Origin of the sequence: Paenimyroides tangerinum (assembly GCF_003865405.1) — a bacterium.
In the GTDB taxonomy this organism is placed as follows: Bacteria; Bacteroidota; Bacteroidia; order Flavobacteriales; family Flavobacteriaceae; genus Flavobacterium; species Flavobacterium tangerinum.
Genome location: NZ_RQVQ01000025.1, coordinates 21,105 through 40,272, shown reverse-complemented (window position 1 = coordinate 40,272; position 19,168 = coordinate 21,105). Strand labels below are relative to the sequence as shown.

At 31.2% G+C, this 19,168-nt stretch carries 11 protein-coding genes; 6 read left to right on the top strand and 5 right to left on the bottom strand.

Going from position 1 to position 19,168, the window contains the following annotated elements; all coding sequences use genetic code 11:
• Positions 1-1,572: 1,572 nt before the first annotated feature.
• Together EG240_RS11340 and EG240_RS11335 are read right to left on the bottom strand one after the other, a co-directional pair.
• The gene (locus EG240_RS11340; RefSeq protein ID WP_158612020.1) at positions 1,573-2,364 is read right to left on the bottom strand and encodes an RteC domain-containing protein; all 792 of its coding nucleotides are present in this window, start codon (positions 2,362-2,364) and stop codon (positions 1,573-1,575) included.
• A 79-nt stretch (positions 2,365-2,443) separates the two neighbouring features.
• A complete protein-coding gene (locus tag EG240_RS11335; RefSeq protein WP_125019508.1) occupies positions 2,444-4,825 on the bottom strand; it encodes an aminotransferase class I/II-fold pyridoxal phosphate-dependent enzyme in 2,382 nt (793 codons plus the stop codon).
• 187 nt (positions 4,826-5,012) lie between these two features.
• Here EG240_RS11335 and EG240_RS11330 point away from each other — a divergent pair, with 187 nt between their 5' ends.
• The 6 genes from EG240_RS11330 to EG240_RS11305 all read left to right on the top strand — a co-directional run bounded on the left by EG240_RS11330 (position 5,013) and on the right by EG240_RS11305 (position 8,961).
• Entirely contained in the window at positions 5,013-5,396 is a 384-nt protein-coding gene (locus EG240_RS11330; protein WP_125019507.1) for a DUF7793 family protein, read from the top strand.
• Positions 5,393-6,298 (top strand): helix-turn-helix transcriptional regulator, encoded by a 906-nt coding sequence (locus EG240_RS11325; RefSeq protein WP_125019506.1) that lies wholly within the window; start codon positions 5,393-5,395, stop codon positions 6,296-6,298. Before EG240_RS11330 ends, EG240_RS11325 begins: the two co-directional genes overlap by 4 nt.
• Positions 6,299-6,396: 98 nt before the next feature.
• Entirely contained in the window at positions 6,397-6,825 is a 429-nt protein-coding gene (locus EG240_RS11320) for a MauE/DoxX family redox-associated membrane protein (RefSeq protein WP_125019505.1), read from the top strand.
• Positions 6,826-7,013: 188 nt separating this feature from the next.
• Positions 7,014-8,054, top strand: coding sequence for a hypothetical protein (locus EG240_RS11315; RefSeq protein ID WP_125019504.1), 1,041 nt, complete (start codon positions 7,014-7,016; stop codon positions 8,052-8,054).
• Between the two features lie 46 nt (positions 8,055-8,100).
• Complete coding sequence (locus EG240_RS11310; RefSeq protein WP_125019503.1) at positions 8,101-8,451, top strand: four helix bundle protein; 351 nt, start codon at positions 8,101-8,103, stop codon at positions 8,449-8,451.
• Positions 8,452-8,667: 216 nt separating this feature from the next.
• Positions 8,668-8,961, top strand: a complete 294-nt coding sequence (locus tag EG240_RS11305; protein ID WP_148096345.1) for a DUF6520 family protein — start codon at positions 8,668-8,670, stop codon at positions 8,959-8,961.
• 21 nt (positions 8,962-8,982) lie between these two features.
• Here EG240_RS11305 and EG240_RS11300 read toward each other — a convergent pair whose 3' ends face one another.
• From EG240_RS11300 to EG240_RS11290, 3 genes are read right to left on the bottom strand one after another with little or no spacing between them, the layout of a single operon-like run.
• Positions 8,983-11,523, bottom strand: coding sequence for an alpha/beta hydrolase family protein (locus EG240_RS11300; protein WP_125019501.1), 2,541 nt, complete (start codon positions 11,521-11,523; stop codon positions 8,983-8,985).
• Positions 11,513-12,880, bottom strand: a complete 1,368-nt coding sequence (locus EG240_RS11295; protein WP_158612019.1) for a RagB/SusD family nutrient uptake outer membrane protein — start codon at positions 12,878-12,880, stop codon at positions 11,513-11,515. The genes EG240_RS11300 and EG240_RS11295 overlap by 11 nt, the downstream gene beginning before the upstream one ends.
• An 11-nt stretch (positions 12,881-12,891) precedes the next feature.
• Positions 12,892-15,882 carry a SusC/RagA family TonB-linked outer membrane protein gene (locus tag EG240_RS11290; RefSeq protein ID WP_125019499.1) on the bottom strand — a complete coding sequence of 997 codons (2,991 nt, stop codon included), beginning with the start codon at positions 15,880-15,882 and terminating at the stop codon, positions 12,892-12,894.
• Positions 15,883-19,168 lie beyond the last annotated feature (3,286 nt).

Genomic DNA, 19,168 nt, shown 5'->3' with positions numbered 1-19,168 from the left:
TCGGGTTTACGTTTCTGCTGAATATTGTTTTTACTCTTTCAATAAACGTAGTTTGTTTCTACTTAATATTCTATTTTGTAGTTCTAAACTTAGTCACTTGGTTACTTCGTACAGTTCGCAAGCTCGGGTCAGTATCGTATCTTGTTTTTATTTTTTCTTTTACCTCCTCTTTGTTATTTTAAAATTAAGGTATCGGTGAACCTTCGGTTTGGATTACCCCCAAAAGAAACACATACAAGCCTTTATGACTTGTGTTCTCAAACTGAACGTGTAAGGCGCCGTATTCATGAGATCCAAAACAAATATTTTCGCTCGAATAAAGTGCTTCGACGCAGTATTTTAACGATCTACAACGGCTTATTTCTAAAAGTAACCAGACTTGCTTCGCTTCAAATACAAGCCTTAATGACTTTACTTTTTAAACTGAGCGTGTAAGGCGCCGTATTCATGAGAACTAAAACAAATATTTTCGCTCGAATAATCAGCGGTTGCTTTTTTACGAAATTTCACCTTGCAGATTCTCGTTAAAATCCTGTATGTCGGGGTTTCGATTCTGCAAAATAGTTTATAAATGCTTTTTTAGTCCATTTTTAATAGCATCTTGTTTTTTGTATACTGGTTTTAATAGTGCGAATTGTAATTCTTTATTTTATTTCTTTTTCTTTAAATGCACTAAAGAAACAAAGTGCTTCGACGCAGTATTTTAACGATCTACTACGGCTTATTTCTAAAAGGAACTGGTCTTGCTTTTTCAAAGCATCGGTCAGCAGTTCCTTTCTTACGAAATTTCACCTTGCAGATTCTCGTCAAAATCCTGTATGTCGGGTTTACGTTTCTGCTGAATATTGTTTTTACTCTTTCAATAAACGTAGTTTGTTTCTACTTAATATTCTATTTTGTAGTTCTAAACTTAGTCACTTGGTTACTTCGTACAGTTCGCAAGCTCGGGTCAGTATCGTATCTTGTTTTTATTTTTTCTTTTACCTCCTCTTTGTTATTTTAAAATTAAGGTATCGGTGAACCTTCGGTTTGGATTACCCCCAAAAGAAACACATACAAGCCTTTATGACTTGTGTTCTCAAACTGAACGTGTAAGGCGCAGTATTCATGAGATCCAAAACAAATATTTTCGCTCGAATAAAAAGGGTTTTCGACGCAGTCTAAATACGGTCTAAATGGTTTCGAACGCTAAATCAAAAAGGTCTTGTTTTTTCAAAACTTCAGTCAGCTTTTTGATTTTACGCTTTTCTCAACTTTTAGACACTCGCATTTTGACTGTATGTCGGGGTTACGATTTTGCTCAATATTGTATTTTGTTTTTCAATGAACGTGTTTTTTTTGTAGTTAATATTCTATTTTGTAGTTATAAACTTGGTTACTTCGTCACTTCGTCACTTGGTTACTTGGTTACTTGGTTACTTGGTTACTTGGTTACTTGGTTACTTGGTTACTATATACGCTTTGTTTCTACTTAATATTCTATTTTGAACTTTGAACTTATAATCATTTCATTTTCAAATCTTCAAATTATCTCATTTTCCCTATTCCCTATTCCTTATTCCTTATTTCAGGTTAAACAAAATCTTGATCAATTTTATATTTAAGTTTATCGGCTAATTTATCCAAAAATCGAGTTGAATTAATTTTTCTGCGTTTGATATCTAAGAAGTCACGATATAATTGAGAGCAAATCTCGATATTAAAAATTTTTTCGAATTGTGTTGCCAATTCTTGCAATGTACATTTATCAACATTTACAGCCCCTCCAAAATACAAAGCATAAACGAGTTCAATAGCATCTACTTTGTGCGCTTCCCAAACTAAGGGAGAAGAATCCAATGATTTCTGGTTAATTAGATATTGTTTTTTAATAGTTTGTATTTTATTGTTACAAAATATCAACCACATTTCATAGGCTTTAATTTTAGCGGTCAGTAACCCATGAGAACAAGTACTTTTAATATCTGAAAACAAATGGTTTGGAGAATAGTAATTTAAAGTTGTTTCTAGACGTCTAAAGTACAATTCATCGTTACATGAATCGTTATTCAATAAGTAATTATAAAAATAATTTTCTTCTTTAAGAAAAGTATAAGCTTCTTTGCTATATTTTTTATATACTGTTAAGTCGTTAAATGCAATATTTGGGACCTCTTGAAGCAAACGAAGTAAAAGATTTAAATAAAGATAATTGGAGACTAAATTAGGTTTTACCGTTTTAAAAAATTCAATTTCATAAGTAATAGATGCAAATTCATATTCGCGAACCCAATGATTAAGCTTAGTAATTCCTTTTTCTAATTTTAAAATTTGTTTTTTTAAAACATTTTTTTGTTCTGAAGTACAACTTTCAAATAAAGCCATTTCACAAGAACATTTTTTTATAATCTTTTGAATCTTCGAATTTAACATCTGCTTTAAAATTTGGGGTAAATACTAAAACTTAATTCTCGAAATTAGACAATTGATCTATCTCAAAATTTTCTTTTACAAAAATATATGCATATTTAGAAAATAATTTTGCGCCAAATTTTTTCTTTTCAAAAGTGGCAGAAAAACCAAAATAAATGGTTTGAAAATGCATTTCATTAGCAATACAAATGGTTTTGTATAAAAGTTGTCTGTATAGCTTTAAACGGAATGGAGATTTATCAATCAAACCAATTAGAATGGGATTATACGATTTATTGTAGTGATTTACATAACAAAAAACACACCCAATAATTGTATCTGAATTGGGCAAGGAAGCGACAATAAACTCCCAATTATCATGCCTGTTCATACTTTCAAAAACCTTTTTATCGTATAAAAAATTATTAATTGCTAAATTGTTTTTTTTTACGTTTGCATACAATTCGTAGGCTTGGTCTAATTGTTTATCAGACATTTTTTTTAGTTTCACTATTTCAAAATCATTACAAAAAGGTACTATATCTTTCTTAAAATGTCTGCGGTCTTTTTTAGATAATAGGTTTATGACCTCTACACCTGTTTGTAATTTTAGAATAGCTGTATCGGGCATTTGAACTTTAATTAATCCCTTGTTATAGAAAATTTTTTCTTGTAATTTGTTTGCATCGAAGTCTCTAAAGAAAAACTTATTTACATCAGTACATTCAAAAATCTTAAGTAAATCATCTATGACATTTTCTAAAATTTCTAAATCATCGTCTTTAATATACAAATGTTTACCTTCTGTGAAGGAACTGGCAATAGACCAAGCTTTTGCGCATAAAAACAAGGGATTCATTTTTCTAATTTCCTCAATTTTATCTGACACATATTCAGTTGCTAAAACATCTTCTTTCCAAATAGATTCTGTAACAGCGGTAAGAGCTACACATTCCTTATCTAGAAACCAAGCGTAATAGGCAAACTCCATATAGTTTAAATGTTTTTTATCTAAGTTCCCGAACGTTTTTTCTAACCATTTGAAACCATCGTAATCGAAAGGATTGTCGTTACCTAAAGTCTCATTCCATAGATCTTCGCCTATTTCGGAAATGGAATCAAAGCATTTTAAGGTATATTTTGAATTGCGGTTAGTGACGCATTCGTTTTCTTTTTTAATCTTAAATGCTTTATCAATCAAAATTCTAGAATTATTAGTTTCTTCTAAAGCTGCTTCAAAATGATGAGCAATACAAGAGATCATATCTTCAATTTGTTTGTTTTCGTTATGATTAGAAACAGTAATACGCAAACCAGCATTTCTCATTGGTACGGCAGGATAAATACCTGGATTTACAAAAAAGCCATCGTTATGCAAACGATTTATTAAATTGAACGCTGTTTGAGGTAAAGCCATTCCCAAATAAAAAACAGGAGTCTCGGCAAAAGAAATTATGGGTAATTCATAGTTTGAGAACAATCGATTAGCAAATTCAATTTTTTCCGTAAGTTTGTTTTGAAGTTGATAAATTTCTGCAGATAAATGAATTTTAGCAGAAGCAATTGCAGCAGCAACAGATGCGGGTTCTAATTGAGCAGAAAATGTTAGTGGCCCTCCAAAGTTTTTAATTTCAGAGTGTTTTTTGGTATCGCCACAAATCACAATAGCCCCACTTGCACCGAATGTTTTACTTAGGGTAGAAACAATGGTTATATTTTCTGGTATTTGATTCCAATGTGATTTAATAAATCCGGTTCCGTTTTTACCTATCCAGCTCATACCGTGAACATCATCAAAATACAAATTTAGTTCGGGATATTTTTTTACAAGTTCTTTCAAATCATCGATCGGTGCATGATCACCAAACATCGAATATATTCCGTCTGCCATGTACCAAATTTTCTTTTTCTTGTTACGATATTTATTAATCAATATTTCTAACTGTTCCATATTGTTATGCCTGACTAATTCAACCACACAGCCCCTATTCTTGAGTAAGCTACAAGCCTGTTGCACGCTCCAATGCACTTGATGGTCTAAAATAACAACCTCATCATATCCAACCAACTGAGGTATAATTCCCAAATGTGCAAGCGTACTATTTTTACAAATAATCACTTCCTGGTCAAACATTTGCATTAACAACTGTTCTAGTTCTGCATATAAAGGATGAGAAATATAGGTTTTAGACAGAGGAAATTGTGTACCAAATTTCATAATTGCTTCTGCCCCTGCTTGTTTTAGACGCATATCTTGTTCTAAGCCTAAATATCCAGTAGTAGCAAAATGCCAACATTTTTTGCCATTTATTTGAAGGGAGCTTCCATTTAAAAAAGAATCTTCTGCGTATAAATGAACGGTATTTTGTTCTTTAGCATTCTCGATCAGGTCGCTGATTGTTTTAAATGCATTGTTGTGATTAATTTTAGCCATAATAAAAAATTAGAACTTTAAAATTGCAAAATAAACCACTCTAAACCATCAACATAAGTCAAAAAAATACTTTTTATACATCTTTTAATACCTATCTTACACACGTAAGATAAATTTTAACTAAAAAACTTAAAAAACATTAATATTTTTACACAATAAACACATACGTATATAAAAAAACAACAATATGAATGAAAATTACGAAAATAGCTTAGCTCTTTATGAGTTAAAACATGACATTTTATATGTTCGTTTTAAAAAAGATTTAATCATCAATTATGAAATTGCACTTACTTTAGTCGCTGACCGATTGCGTTTACAATCTTTCACAAAATATAAAGCAATATGCGATGTTTCAGAAATCCGAACCATTGATAGTGAAGCGCGTAGGTATTTATCTATTTACGGTTCTAGTCTTTTAACACAGGTTGCTCTTGTATCAACCTATGTCCCTCTATACCATATGTCACGTTTCTATATCCATATTAATAAACCTAAAGTACCAACAGTAGTTTTTATGAGTATCAAAGAAGCAGAAAATTATTTATCATTAAACCCTTCAAAACTATGATCGAACTTAAAATATCTAAGAAAAGATGGCATAATATGTTAGATGCCTTTATCAGTTTGGGAGCTGGAAAAGTTGGTCAAACTTTAAAAATACACCACAGAAAAGATGATTTTGAGTCACTCGAATCAATTTTTAATTTAATGAATGAAGAATTAAGCGAACGTGTATTACACCTTTCATTTATTAAACCAAACGATTTTCAGAAGCATCACAAACACTACCTCTTGTTTCTAAACAAAGATTTAATCATTAAAAATTCTTGCAAATCTTTTTTAACCGATTTTGATGTAAAACTGAATCAATTAAAAGGAGTTTCTCTTTTTAATATTATAGACGAATCAAGCGCAAACTATTTAAAAGAATATCTTGCTAAACCAAATCAATCCTCAGCTATTTTAAAGCCCAATATGCTATTATTTGATGATTTTTTCTCATTTAATATCAAAATACTACAGCAAGGAAATGCTATCATTATCAATCTACATCAATTATATATCGAATCTAAAAATGCAGCATCATTAACCCAAACAAACCGTAATCATACCAAACTAAAACAACGAAAGCGTTACGAAATCATCATCGAAGAAATAAAAATGTATATTGATTCGTACCCTCTCAATAAAAAATTATCCCTTAAACAACTCTGTTTAGATTTTGGAATCAATTCCTATAAACTAAAAATAATGTTTAAAGAACAATACCAATGCAATGTTTACGAATATTTTATTTCATTACGAATGAAACATGCTTTAATCTTAATTGAAACGGGGACTTTGGCATTTAAAGAAATAGCTTATATGGTGGGTTATAACGAATATTCGTCTTTTGTAAAATTTTTTAAAAGACATTATCACCAACTTCCCAATCAAGTTCGTCTAAAAGCACAAGAAACGGTTAATTAAAATTTAAAAAAAATACCTATCATACCTTTTTTAATACCAAGAATACATTTTTTTTAAATTTACAATAAGCAACTTTACAAAACCCAAAATGTAAAGCCATGCGTAATTTTAAACAAATTAGTAGCCTTGTTTGTATCTACTTTTTTATTATACTTTTTGTATATGCTGCAGTAAGTAAGCTTTTTGACTTTGAAAACTTTCAAGTACAAATAGCACAATCCCCTCTTCTAAGTGCTTTTGCTACACCTATTGCATATAGCGTTGTGATTGGTGAACTTCTTATAGCCCTAATGCTTTGCTTTACCAAAAGCAGAACTTTAGGGCTTTATTTATTCCTAGGGTTTATGACTGCATTCACCGTTTACATCTACCTCATCTTAAATTACAGCCCGTTTGTACCCTGCTCTTGTGGTGGTGTACTCGAAAAGATGGGCTGGACAGAACATTTGTGGTTCAATATAGGGGTTTGTATAATGACTATTTTGGGAATATTGGGAATGGGGAATGATTTTGGGAATAGGGAATGATTTTGGGAATAGGGAATGATTTTGGGAATAGGGAATGGGGAAATAGGGAATGGGGAAATAGGGAGTGACGGAGTGACGGAGTGAACAAGTGATCGAGTTTTATTAGAACAAATACACTTAATACTTATTTATCCTTTATCACCATAAAGTTAAGTTCAATTGAAAATACAACATCTAAAATAGAAAGCATGAAACAACAAATAATTTATATCGCATTAACCATAACCATTGCAACAACATTGGTTTTGGTACTTTTCTTTACATCAGAACATCTGATGAAAAAAGAAAATCCTTTTATACGTAGGTTCCTACCTCATCACATAGATAAAGCGCAATACCTAGATTTAGGAGTCAATTCATATTATATAGCCGGGCTAACCCAAGATACCATTTATTTAGGAAATTATACCGTTCCCTTATTAATCACGGCTGTTTCTAACGATTTAAAAACGAAAGTAGAACATCAAATAAAACTTGATGAAACCGAACGTTCGTTTCGTAGTTTATTGGTTCGTGTACAAAATGACACCTTTTTTGTAAGTGACGGAAGCATCCCCATTATCTACAGAGGAAATACGACCGACTGGTTCGCTCATAAATTTATGACAGAAACCATCTATTTTTCGCTTTTACAACCTCTAACAGAAAATACTTTTTTATTTAGAAGTCAGCGTGCTAGTAACGGCGAACATATATTAGGTAAGCTAGTGGTTAATGATACCGTAACTTTTGAACTCTATGAACATGTCTTGCAAAAACAAATAGATGGTGTTTTTGATACCGATGGACAATTAATTACAGACCAAAAAACACAGCAAGGTATTTATACGTACACGTACCGTAACCAGTACTTAGTTTATCATTCAAATACCAATACATTCACTCAAGGCAAAACGATTGATACCACTACCCTAGCCAAAATACAAATTACCCAGCTAGCAAACGGAGATCGTAAAATGAGTGCACCACCACACAAAGTAAATGCGAAAACCTACGCTTATAACGGTAAACTTTATATAAAATCAGAATTATTAGGCAAAAACGAACCCAAAAGTATGTGGAATCAAGCCAGTATCATCGATGTTTACGATTACAAAAAAAACGAGTATTTGTACAGTTTTTATGCATATGACCACGAAAAAAGTAAAATCAAAGAGTTTGTGTTGAATGATTCGTATTTCTATGGATTGGTTGGGAATTGGTTGGTGAGATATGAAATAGGGAAATAGGGAATGGGGAATGGGGAATGGGGAATGACTTTAAAATAATATTATTATGATGCATACAGATTTAAAAGTTTATCAAAAATCATTAGATTTTGTTATATCTATTTATCAAATAACGGCTGGTTTTCCGAGTGAAGAGAAATACGGACTTACTAGTCAGCTACGTAGAGCAGCTGTTTCGATTCCTTGTAATATAGCTGAAGGGGTATCAAAAAATTCTACTAAAGATTATATACGGTTTCTGTACATTTCATTAGGCTCAACCTCTGAAATTGAATGCTTATTGGAAATTTCACAACGATTAACCTATTGTAAATCTACCACTTTTCAAATTAACGATTTAACCATCATAAAAAAAATGTTGATTAAGCTTATTGCTTCATTGAAAATGAGGGAATAAAATGGGGAAATAGGGAAATAGGGAAATAGGGAAAGGGGGAAATGGGGAAATGGGGAAATGGGGAAATGGGGAAATGGGGAAAGAGGGAAAGAGGGAATGGGGAATTCCCTACTCCCTACTCCCTATTCCCTAAATAAAAATCTATTGGCCAATAGCAGGACTTAACGGTTGAAAACCTGTATAAAAGAGTAAACCAACTAAATAATTATTAATATTATGAAAACAAGTTTAAAAAAAGCCTTGATACCATTCGGTGTAATAGTACTTGGCGTAGTGGGTGCTTTTGCATCAAATGCAAACAAGCAAATTGAGAAGCCAGAAGCAAAAATGACTGGTTATTACTATGATCATACAAGACCAGTTGGTCAAAAATGTGTAGCAATCGACGTAGATTGTAATCCTTTTTCTGGTGAAATCTGTACCAATCAAAATCCATCAAATTTGATTCAATACTGGGGAGATACAACAGAAGTGGGCTTACAGTGTTCTAATGAGTTATATTTAAATTAATATTAAAAAGGGCTGTTTTTATTACAGCCCTTCATTTAACCATTCTGGTTTATTTCCACTTTTTAAATAGTAATTAAACCAATCTCTTATTTTTTGACTAGCATCTAAAATATTCTTTTGTTTCATAAATGAGTGTCCTTCATCTGGGTACAAAACTAAGTTGACTTGTTTATTCAAACGCTTTAAAGCCAAATACATGGTTATAGATTGATGCCAATTAACTGTATAATCTTTTTTACCTGTTATTAATAATAAAGGAGTCTCAATATTATCTACATAAAATAGAGGAGAATTTTCTATGTATTTTTCTTTTGATTCGTAAAAAATCTTACCCATTCTAAATTGTTGTGTTTCGTATCGAAACATATCTGGGATTTTATATTCTTGACTAAAGGTAAAATAAGCATTTATAATGTCTGCAACACCAGCACTTGATACTGCTGCTTTAAATCTATTGGATTGAGTAATCATATAATTTGTTTGATAACCTCCAAAAGAATGTCCTATTAAACCTATATTTTCATTGTCAATTGGCAAGACATCAATTAAATGATCTAAAACATCAACTACGCATTGGGTAGCACTTGGTCCAGGCTCACCAATTTCATAAAAAATGTCGGGTCTAATAACAAAAAAACCTTCATTGGAATACATCCGAGAATTAATTCCATTACCAGTTGTTAAAGTAGTTGTTACATAATTATGTTGCGTACTTTTCTTCTGTTCATATATTTCAAAAATAGCTGGATATTTTAATCTAGGATCATAATTAACTGGATAGGTTACCACTGCTCCCCTGAGTTTATTTTGATTATTTTTCCAATCATGATAAACTACTTTCATATTTTTAATCAAAGTATCTGAAACATTACTCTGAAAAACTAAAGTTTCTTTTTTTGAATCAAAATCTAAAATATATATAGCAGGTGGTTGATTTGCTTTCTCCCGAATATAACTAACTTTTTTATTGGCTCTTACAATTTGCTTTATTTTTGAATTAACTTCCAATATATCAACTATTTCTTCTTTATCGGTTAAAAGTGAAATTCCTTCTGTAGTATGATTTTCAGACTTCCAGGTTAAAACAATATCATCATATTCCAATTGATTTACAGAAATATTCCAATCCCATATTGTTCTATTTATCGAATAATTTGCTTGCGATATTGAGTAGTTTTTATTTGAACTTGTTTGAACTTTTTTAATTGAATTTGAATATAAATCAAACAACCATAAATGCTTATTTCCATTAAACAATAAGAATTTGTCTTTATAAGACAATAAATATTGATTGATTGGACTATCAATCATTTCATAAAACTCATTATTCTTATAAAAAAAATAGTCGTTTAAATTTTTTGTAAAATTTACAAACCTTTTTAATTTCTTGTCATAATAATTCCAATTATTGTCTTTAAAGTAAAATAGCAAATCTGTCTTATCTGAAGATTTTATGTTTTGGTCTGGTGCATTAAAAGTACCTAAATACTTTTTCGTAAGGTTTGTTTTATCATATTCATATATTTCAACTTGAGGTTTTATACGTGAAAAAATATCATTTGAACTTTTTTCGTAAGAGAAAATATCTTTTTCTAATCCACTAATAGCAAATTTTAATAATCTTTCCGACTCAGAATAATCATAAATCTTTTTTTTCTTAAAATCAATAACAGCCAATTGTTGATTAGCAAATTTTAGTTTTTCTTCATAAGGTGTTATACCATTTGAGCTACCAAGCCATATTTCAGGTTCATCTGAATTCACTTCAAAATCATCACTCCTTTTTAAACCTACAGCTAAACGTTGATCGGTTAACATAAAAGAATTATTAAATAACGTATCGATTTGCATGTTTTTATCATTTAAACAAATTGAGTTACTAAATACAAATTGATTTGATTTATTTGAATATTTATGAATTTCAAAGTTTTCACTATCAACAAAAAGTCCATAAATATTTCTTCCAGCTTTATCCCAAAGAAGTTTCTTTACATTTGATTTTGAATTTGAATTTTTGAACTTCGTAATATGGTTATTCACCGTACTATAGAAAAAAATAGTTTGATCAATATTTACAAAAGCAAGATTTGAGCTAACAAGATTTGTAGTATAATCTCTAATATTATAAAACGTATCTGTAAAGCCTGTTTTTAGATTCCTTATTTTCAAATTTTCTGTTTGTCGACTGTAAGCAACCAAAGTATTTGTATTTTGAATCCATTCAAAATCATCGACTCCAACTAAGGAGTCTTTGATTTTTTTGTTAAGTTCTACAATAAATAAAGTTTTATTTGCATGATCTAATCCAATAAAATATTCATCATTAAGCATATGATTTGGATTAATATTATCAAATTTGTAAACTCTTTTGTTTTTTAAATCATTTAAATAAAGTTTTCTTTCTTTGTTACTACTTACATGATAAGTTAATGCTGTACCCGATTCATTTAATTTATTATTGGTTAAATACTCATGATTAAGACGCTGTGAAAAACTAATATTATTAAAAAAAACAATGGAACTTATAACGATAAAAAGCTTAAAAATTTGATTAATAGCCATTATTTTGAGGTTTTAAATTCGGATTCAAATTCAATTCGACCTCTGGTATAGGCCAATTCTGTAGATAAGGCTTCCAATTTGGTTTCGTGCTCAGAAGTTCATTTAATTTATTACGTCTTTTTAAATCATAAAAACGATGACCAAATTCGCAAAACAATTCTACTCTCCTTTCCTTCAAAATAGAATTAACAGCATCATTTGTATTTGTAATATTTAAACTCTGTAATCCAGCTCTATTACGTATAGCATTTATATAAGTATTTGTAGCATTAAAATCATTTAATTCTGCTGCTGCTTCTGCTGCAATTAAATACATTTCTTCAATACGAATAATAATAGAATATTCTTGCGAAGGGGTTGTAAAACCAACTATTTTATATTTGTTTGAATGCGTAGAAGCTGTACTTGCATTAACTACTTTTATCCAATTTATTTTTCTTAAGTCATTGGTCTCAAATGCTGCTAATAAACTTTGAGTTAGTTCTGCGTTAGGTGCGGGTGAAGAAGTAAATACATAAGAATAAGCTTCCATTGCGTTTCCATTCTCATTTAACGGTTTTAATTGCCAAATGGCACTTTTGCTTGTTTTTAAAAATAAATTATCTATAGTTTCTAATTCAAAAGTTGGATTATCAATTAACAACTCTGCATATTGTTTTGCTAAATTCCATTGTTGTGTATATAGGTACATTCGAGCTAAAAATGCCTGTACTACCTCTTGGTTGATTCGAATACGTTCTGCACTTGAAGGAACCGTAAGTAAAATCTCTTCTGCTTCCTGTAAATCTACAATGGCTCTATTTAACACCTCTGCGCTGTTTGTTTTAGAAATGCTTTGATTAACTTTATAGTCTGATGAAGTAACGTAGGGTACATCTCCATAATTTTGGCTTAAGTAAAAATGAATAATTCCACGTGCAGCTAAACATTGGCCAATTATTTGATTTTTAACTTCTGAAGAAACCCCAGTAGAGGCTTGTAAGCCTTCTATAATATTATTACAAATAAAAATTTGATGGTACGAATCGTTCCAAATTGTTTTAACTGCATTATTATTACTTAAAACAGCTCCTTCAAAAAAATATCTATAATCGGTAATCTGATTTGTTGTTACCTTAAGCTCATCAGTTAAACATCCCAAAATATAACCATTACCAAATGTATTGCCATTCAAAAAGCCCTTGGTTAGCAATGAAACATATAAATTATTTAGAGCAGCTTTTGCTGTTATATCATCCTTAAACACTTTGGTATTTGCTATTTGATTCTTTGGAGCTTCTACTTCTACAAATTCTTCACAAGCTGTGCATAAAATCAGTAAAAAAAGAAGATATCTCATTTTAAAAATATTTTTCATAATCATCTTATTTAAAATTTAAAATTGAAGCCAAAAGCAAATGTTTTTACTGCTGGCAAAAGTCCGCCATTTGTTTCTGGATCATGACCTAAAAAGTTTGTAATGGTTATTAAATTATTCCCTTGAATAAATACGCTTAATGATGAATTTTTAAGCCATTTGTCCTGTATCATGTACTGTAATTGGAAAGATTTTAATCGAATAAAACTTGCATCTGAAATAACACCATTACTATTTCTAAAATTATTAGCAGCTTGTACAGCTTCTGAATTTAGACCTGTTGTTGGTTTCTGATACTTAGCATCTTTATTATTTTCTGAATAGTAATCAAGAGCTCTTTTCTCTCTATTTGACATATCTCCAATGGTATTGAAATAGTAATCTGAATTATAATTATTTTGTTTAACAAATTGCCACAAAAAGTCAACACTCCAGTTTTTATATGAAATGTTATTGTTAATTCCTCCAAAGTATTTCACACCAATATTGGCAACTGTTTTACGATCTTCATCGTTAATTATACCATCATTATTCAAATCTTCAAACTTATACAACCCTGTTTCGCTATCAACACCTAAATAATTAAACACTTTTTTGATCGTAATAGGTTCGCCAATCACATACTGATTCGCGTATGTAGACTCTTCTAAATTTTGAAATGCTACCAACTTATTTCTAGGAATGCTTAGATTGATATCGGTTGACCAACTAAAAAATTCCTTCTTAATATTTTGTGTACGAAGGGTAAACTCCCATGCAGTATTCTCAACAGTAGCATTTAAATTTGCTTGTACGCTATTAAAACCAGTGGTACCAGGTAACGGAATCCCTACTAATTGATTCGAAGACTGATTATGAAAATAAGCAACACTTGTAGCAATTCTTCCTTTTAAAAATTCAAGCTCCAAGGCTATCTCAGCTTTTTTTGTTTTTTCCCAACTAAAATCTGGATTAAACAATTTTATAGGATAAAGTGCAATAGTATTGTCATATTTTTGCGGAGTAATACCATAGGTATTTAAAAATTGATAATCTCCAATTAAATCACTACCTGCTATACCATAACTAGCACGTAATTTTCCAAAAGTTAACCAAGTCGCATTTTCAAATATATTTTCTCTACTAAAAAGCCATGCTACTCCTATGGCTCCAAAATTTGCAAAACTATTATTGGGACCAAAACGACTGGAACCATCTCTACGCCCGGTCAGATTTACAATGTATTTCTCTTGATGTGTATAATTTAATCTTGCGTAAACAGCCATATATCTATATTGACTTTCGGTGTCTGTTATAATTTGCTGTGTTTGTGCGTTTGCTAGATTAAATATAAATTCATTTGATAAAAAGTTTGTTGCTCTTAAAGCAAAACGCTTTAATTTATTCTCTTCAAAAGTAGCCCCAATCAATGCGTCCCATCTTCCGTTTTCTGTACTAAAATTCCAATTTAATTTAGGTTCTGCAATCCACCCCGATCTATTAAAAACAGATGTAGTATTTGATGAAACCGCACTAGTATATCCGTAGGCAGGATTCATTATAGTATTAGGAATTGTTTTAAATTCTTCATTCTGCATTTCAGTTAAACCAGTTCTTATACTTAGAGAAAGGTTTTTATTTAACTTATATGCAAGGGTTATGTGAGCAGAAAAGTTTTCAATTTCAGAAAAATATTGTGAATCTAAAGCTGCTAAAGGATTATCAAACGTATTGTTTTCCCAATTTAGTTTTCCATCTTCTTGAAAAAGAGCAGGTGCGTTAGGAGCTAAGTAAATTTTTCCGGATAAATCTGTGGCCATCAAATGATTTTTTTGAGAACTTTTTAAAATAGTTGATTGCCATGAAAATCTATCGTTTTTTGAAGTATGGTTCGTACTCAACAAAAAATTAGTTCGTTTATATCCAAAATCACCATAAAATGCTGTCTCGTCTTTTCGATGTCCCGCACTGAACAAATAGTTGGTTTTACCTGAACCACCGCTTACCGAGAACTGGGTATTTTGAGAAACAGCTTGTTTACCAATAAATTCTTTTTGCCAATTGGTATATTTATTATCATCCCAAGTTCCATTTACATCATAGGCATTGGCTGGGTATTGTGTAACACCATCATTAGCAAAAGCATCTCTACGCATTTGCAAGTATTCGTCTGTATTCAATAAATCAATTGATCTTGCAACTGTACTTACTGAGGTGGTAGATTGGATTGAAAAGCTTGTTTTGTCTCCTTTTCCCATCTTAGTAGTAATCAATACTACTCCATTACTTCCGCGCGAACCATAAATAGCCGTTGCATCGGCATCTTTTAATACCTCAATACTTTCGATATCATTAGGATTGATACTGTTTAAAGGACTTACGTTACCTGAACTAAATAATAAACCAGACAAGCTTTGATCTGAAATAGACTGCGAAGCATACGGTACACCATCAACGATATACAAGGGCGCGTTTCCCTCGGTTCTTAGACTGTTGCGCCCTCTTATTTGTATATCGAAGCCACCGCCAGGGACACCACTATTCTGCGTAATGTTCACCCCTGCCATACGTCCTTGCATAGCGGCCAGTGGGTTGGCAACTGGTTGTTGTCCAATTTCTTTTGCTGTAATTTTAGAAATACTCCCTGTTCGTTCTTTGTCTTTTACGGTATAATAGCCTGCATTGATTACCATTTCATCAAGCATATTTTCATCTGCAGTCATCGTTACATTAAGGGTAGTTGTTTTTACGGTAAATGTTTGCGGTTTGTAACCTAATTGTTCGAAAGTTACCTGTGCATTCATTGGAATTTTAATGGTATAGAATCCCAATTCATTGGTTTGGGTACCATTTTCGGTATCTGTTTGCCACACGAGCACACCAGCTAATGGTCCGTTGACATCTTTGACTACTCCGTTTAGAGTTAGCATTTTTTCTTGAGCATAGCTTTTTACGCTACACAACAGCAAAATAAGCACGCACATCAGGGGTACGTTTAGTGCTGTAAAAGTAATTTTTTTCATACTTTTGTAATAATTAGTTAAATTGGTTAATTAATTCTATTGCTCCTTCTGAATGGTCGCCAAACTTTTTTCAGAGGGAGTTTTTTTTTTATAATGTATTTTAAGCTGTAGGCTGTAAGTGTGGGCTGTAGGCTGTAGGCGTGGGCTTTAACTTACAAACAGATCATTACATTTTCAAATTCAATTCCCTATTCCCGTATTCCCTATTCCCGTATTCCGTATTCCTTAAATCGCAGATTCGCTTTGTTTCTACTTAATATTCTATTTTGTAGTTCTAAACTTGGGTACTTCGTCACTTGGTTACTTTATACGCTTTGTTTCTACTTAATATTCTATTTTGAACTTTAAACTTTAAACTTATAATCATTTCATTTTCAAATCTTCAAATTATCACATTTTCAAATTCAATTCCCCACTTCCTTATTCCCTATTCCTTTTATCGCAGATTTAACTTCGTTCCGTTCGGACTATGTCCTCGGGTGCTCTGTCTCTACTGGATACATTATTTTGAACTTTGAACCTTAAACTTTAAACCTAGAACTTATAATCATTTCATTTTCAAATCTTCAAATTATCACATTTTCAAATTCTATTCCCTATTCCCTAAAAAGAGCTTCAGCACACAGTTACTCTGTCTCAAACTAGAACCAAGCGGGTTAAACTTGATTTTATCATAACCGTGTACCTAACTCTTTAACTAACAAAATAATTAATAATATATGAGTGTTTTTTGTTTTTAGCTTTTAGTTATTAGCCTAGTATAATTTCATTTAATGAACTGATTATTAAATTTATATAAAAACTATAATTCGTAATTTCATTCCCTAAATCGTAAATTCGATGATTCGCTTTGTTTATTCTGTTTTACTGAACTTGGTTTACTTCGTACAGTTTACAAGCTTGGGTCAGTATCGTATCTTGTTTTTCCAAGTGTTTGTTTAGGTTTTAATAAAACTAATTACAATTATCTATTTTTTTCTTTTGTCTTGAAACAAAAGAAACAAAAGTTCAAGACTGCAAAAAGAAATTCTAAAAATGCGCGCATTTTACTAAATCATTTGAATCTTGCTTTTTCAAAGCTTCGGTCAGCCAAATGATTCTTAACGCAAAAAGCTTCATTTTCTTAACGTATTTCTTTTTGATGTCGGGGTTACGATTCTGCAAAAAAGGTTGTGAATGCTTTTTTGGGTTCGTTTATTTTATTTGTCCTGAATAACATACTTACTATTCCATTTACTATTTCCCTATTTGATGTCGGGGTTACGATACTGCTCTATTGTTTGAAAGTTTTTTTTAGTCCGTTTATGTAATTTGTACTACCGAGTATATTTAGTACTCGATTTACTATTTCCCGATTTCCCAATTCCCTATTTGTTGTCGGGGTACGATACTGCTCTATTGTTTAAAAGTGCTTTTTTAATCCGTTTATGTAATTTGTACTACCGAGTATACTTAGTATTCTATTTACAATTTCACGATTTCCCAATTCCCTATTCCTCAAAAAACTCCCGAACCACGACTTTTTATTAATTATAAGACCTACTATGAAAAGATTTTTTTGCGTGGTTCGATTGTTTTAACATTAATAAACTAATTCTAATAAAAATGATTTTCTTTTACTTAATGTGAGTTGAAAACGCAGGCCCCCAGCTTTCTCATATAGCAAGGGGGCTTGCTGTGTATTTATTCTTATTTTTCTGAATGGTCGCCAAACTGATTCAAATTCTAATCGCTTTTCCAAATTCTCAATTAAATGAACGTGATTTACACTACTAGATAATCTATTCTGTTATGCCGAACTTGGTTTACTTCGTACAGTTTACAAGCTCGGGTCAGCATCTCACTTGTTTTTTAATTTGTTTTGGGTTAATAGTTCGTTTGTTTTTTTGTATTTTATTCTGTTCATTTTGCCTTGATGCAAAGTATGCGTAAGCAGAGTATGTCATTACAAAAGATCAAGACTGCAAAAAGAAATTCTAAAAATGCGCGCATTTTACTAAATCATTTGAATCTTGCTTTTTCAAAGCTTCGGTCAGCCAAATGATTCTTAACGCAAAAAGCTTCATTTTCTTAACGTATTTCTTTTTGATGTCGGGTTTACGATTCTGCAAAATAGGTTATAAATGCTTTTTTTAGTCCGTTTATTTTATTTGTTCTACCGAGTATATTTAGTACTCGATTTACTATTTCCCTATTCCTCATTTCTCTATTCCTCATTTCTCTATTCCTCATTTCTTTACTCCCAAAAAAACTCCCGAACCACGACTTTTTATTAATTATAAGACCTACTATGAAAAGATTTTTTTGCGTGGTTCGATTGTTTTAACATTAATAAACTAATTCTAATAAAAATGATTTTCTTTTACCTAATGTGAGTTGAAAACGCAGGCTCCCAGTTTTATCATATAGCAAGGGAGCTTGCTGTGTATTTATTCTTATTTTTCTGAATGGTCGCCAAACTTTTTCAGAGGGAGTTTTTTTGTATAATGGATGTTTGAATTTTTGTATATTGTATTTCGTTGATTCGTTGATTCGTTGATTCGTTGATTCGCTCTGTTTCTACTTAATATTCTATTTTGTAGTTCTAAACTTGTTCACTGCATTACTTAGATACTCTTTTCTCTATTCCCTATTCCTTATTCCCTATTCCCTATTCCCTATTCCTTTTATCGCTGATTCGTTGATGCGCTGATTCGCTCTGTTTCTACTTAATATTCTATTTTGTAGTTCTAAACTTCGTTACTTCGTTACTTCGTCACTTGGTTACTATATACGCTTTGTTTCTACTTAATATTCTATTTTAAACCTTAAACTATAAACCTAGAACTTATAATCATTCCATTTTCAAATCTTCAAATTATCTCATTTTCCCTATTACCTATTCCCTTCTTCCCCAATTCATTTAATGCACTATCTATGCTTTATCTATGGAGTATCTATACTGTAGCATCAGCGCAGGAATATTCATACATAAATGATTGTTTTTAGGATATGTTTAGGTAATTAAAGCGTGTAGTTATCCTGCTCCCATACAACTTTTTTTTGAATATAATTCACAAGTTGGGAGATTTTAATTTTAAAATAACTAGAACAGCTTATTTTTTGATTAGTAAATAACTACTGGAACCCTTAGAAACAGAGGGATTATAAAAAAACACTTACAGGGTGTACGAACCTATAATTTAGAGGATGTTGTGTACAACTTGGCTTTTTTCCACCTTGACCTTGGAAAAAAAAATGAAACCGACATTGGGAAAAAACCAAGTTTACATTTGATACTAAATAA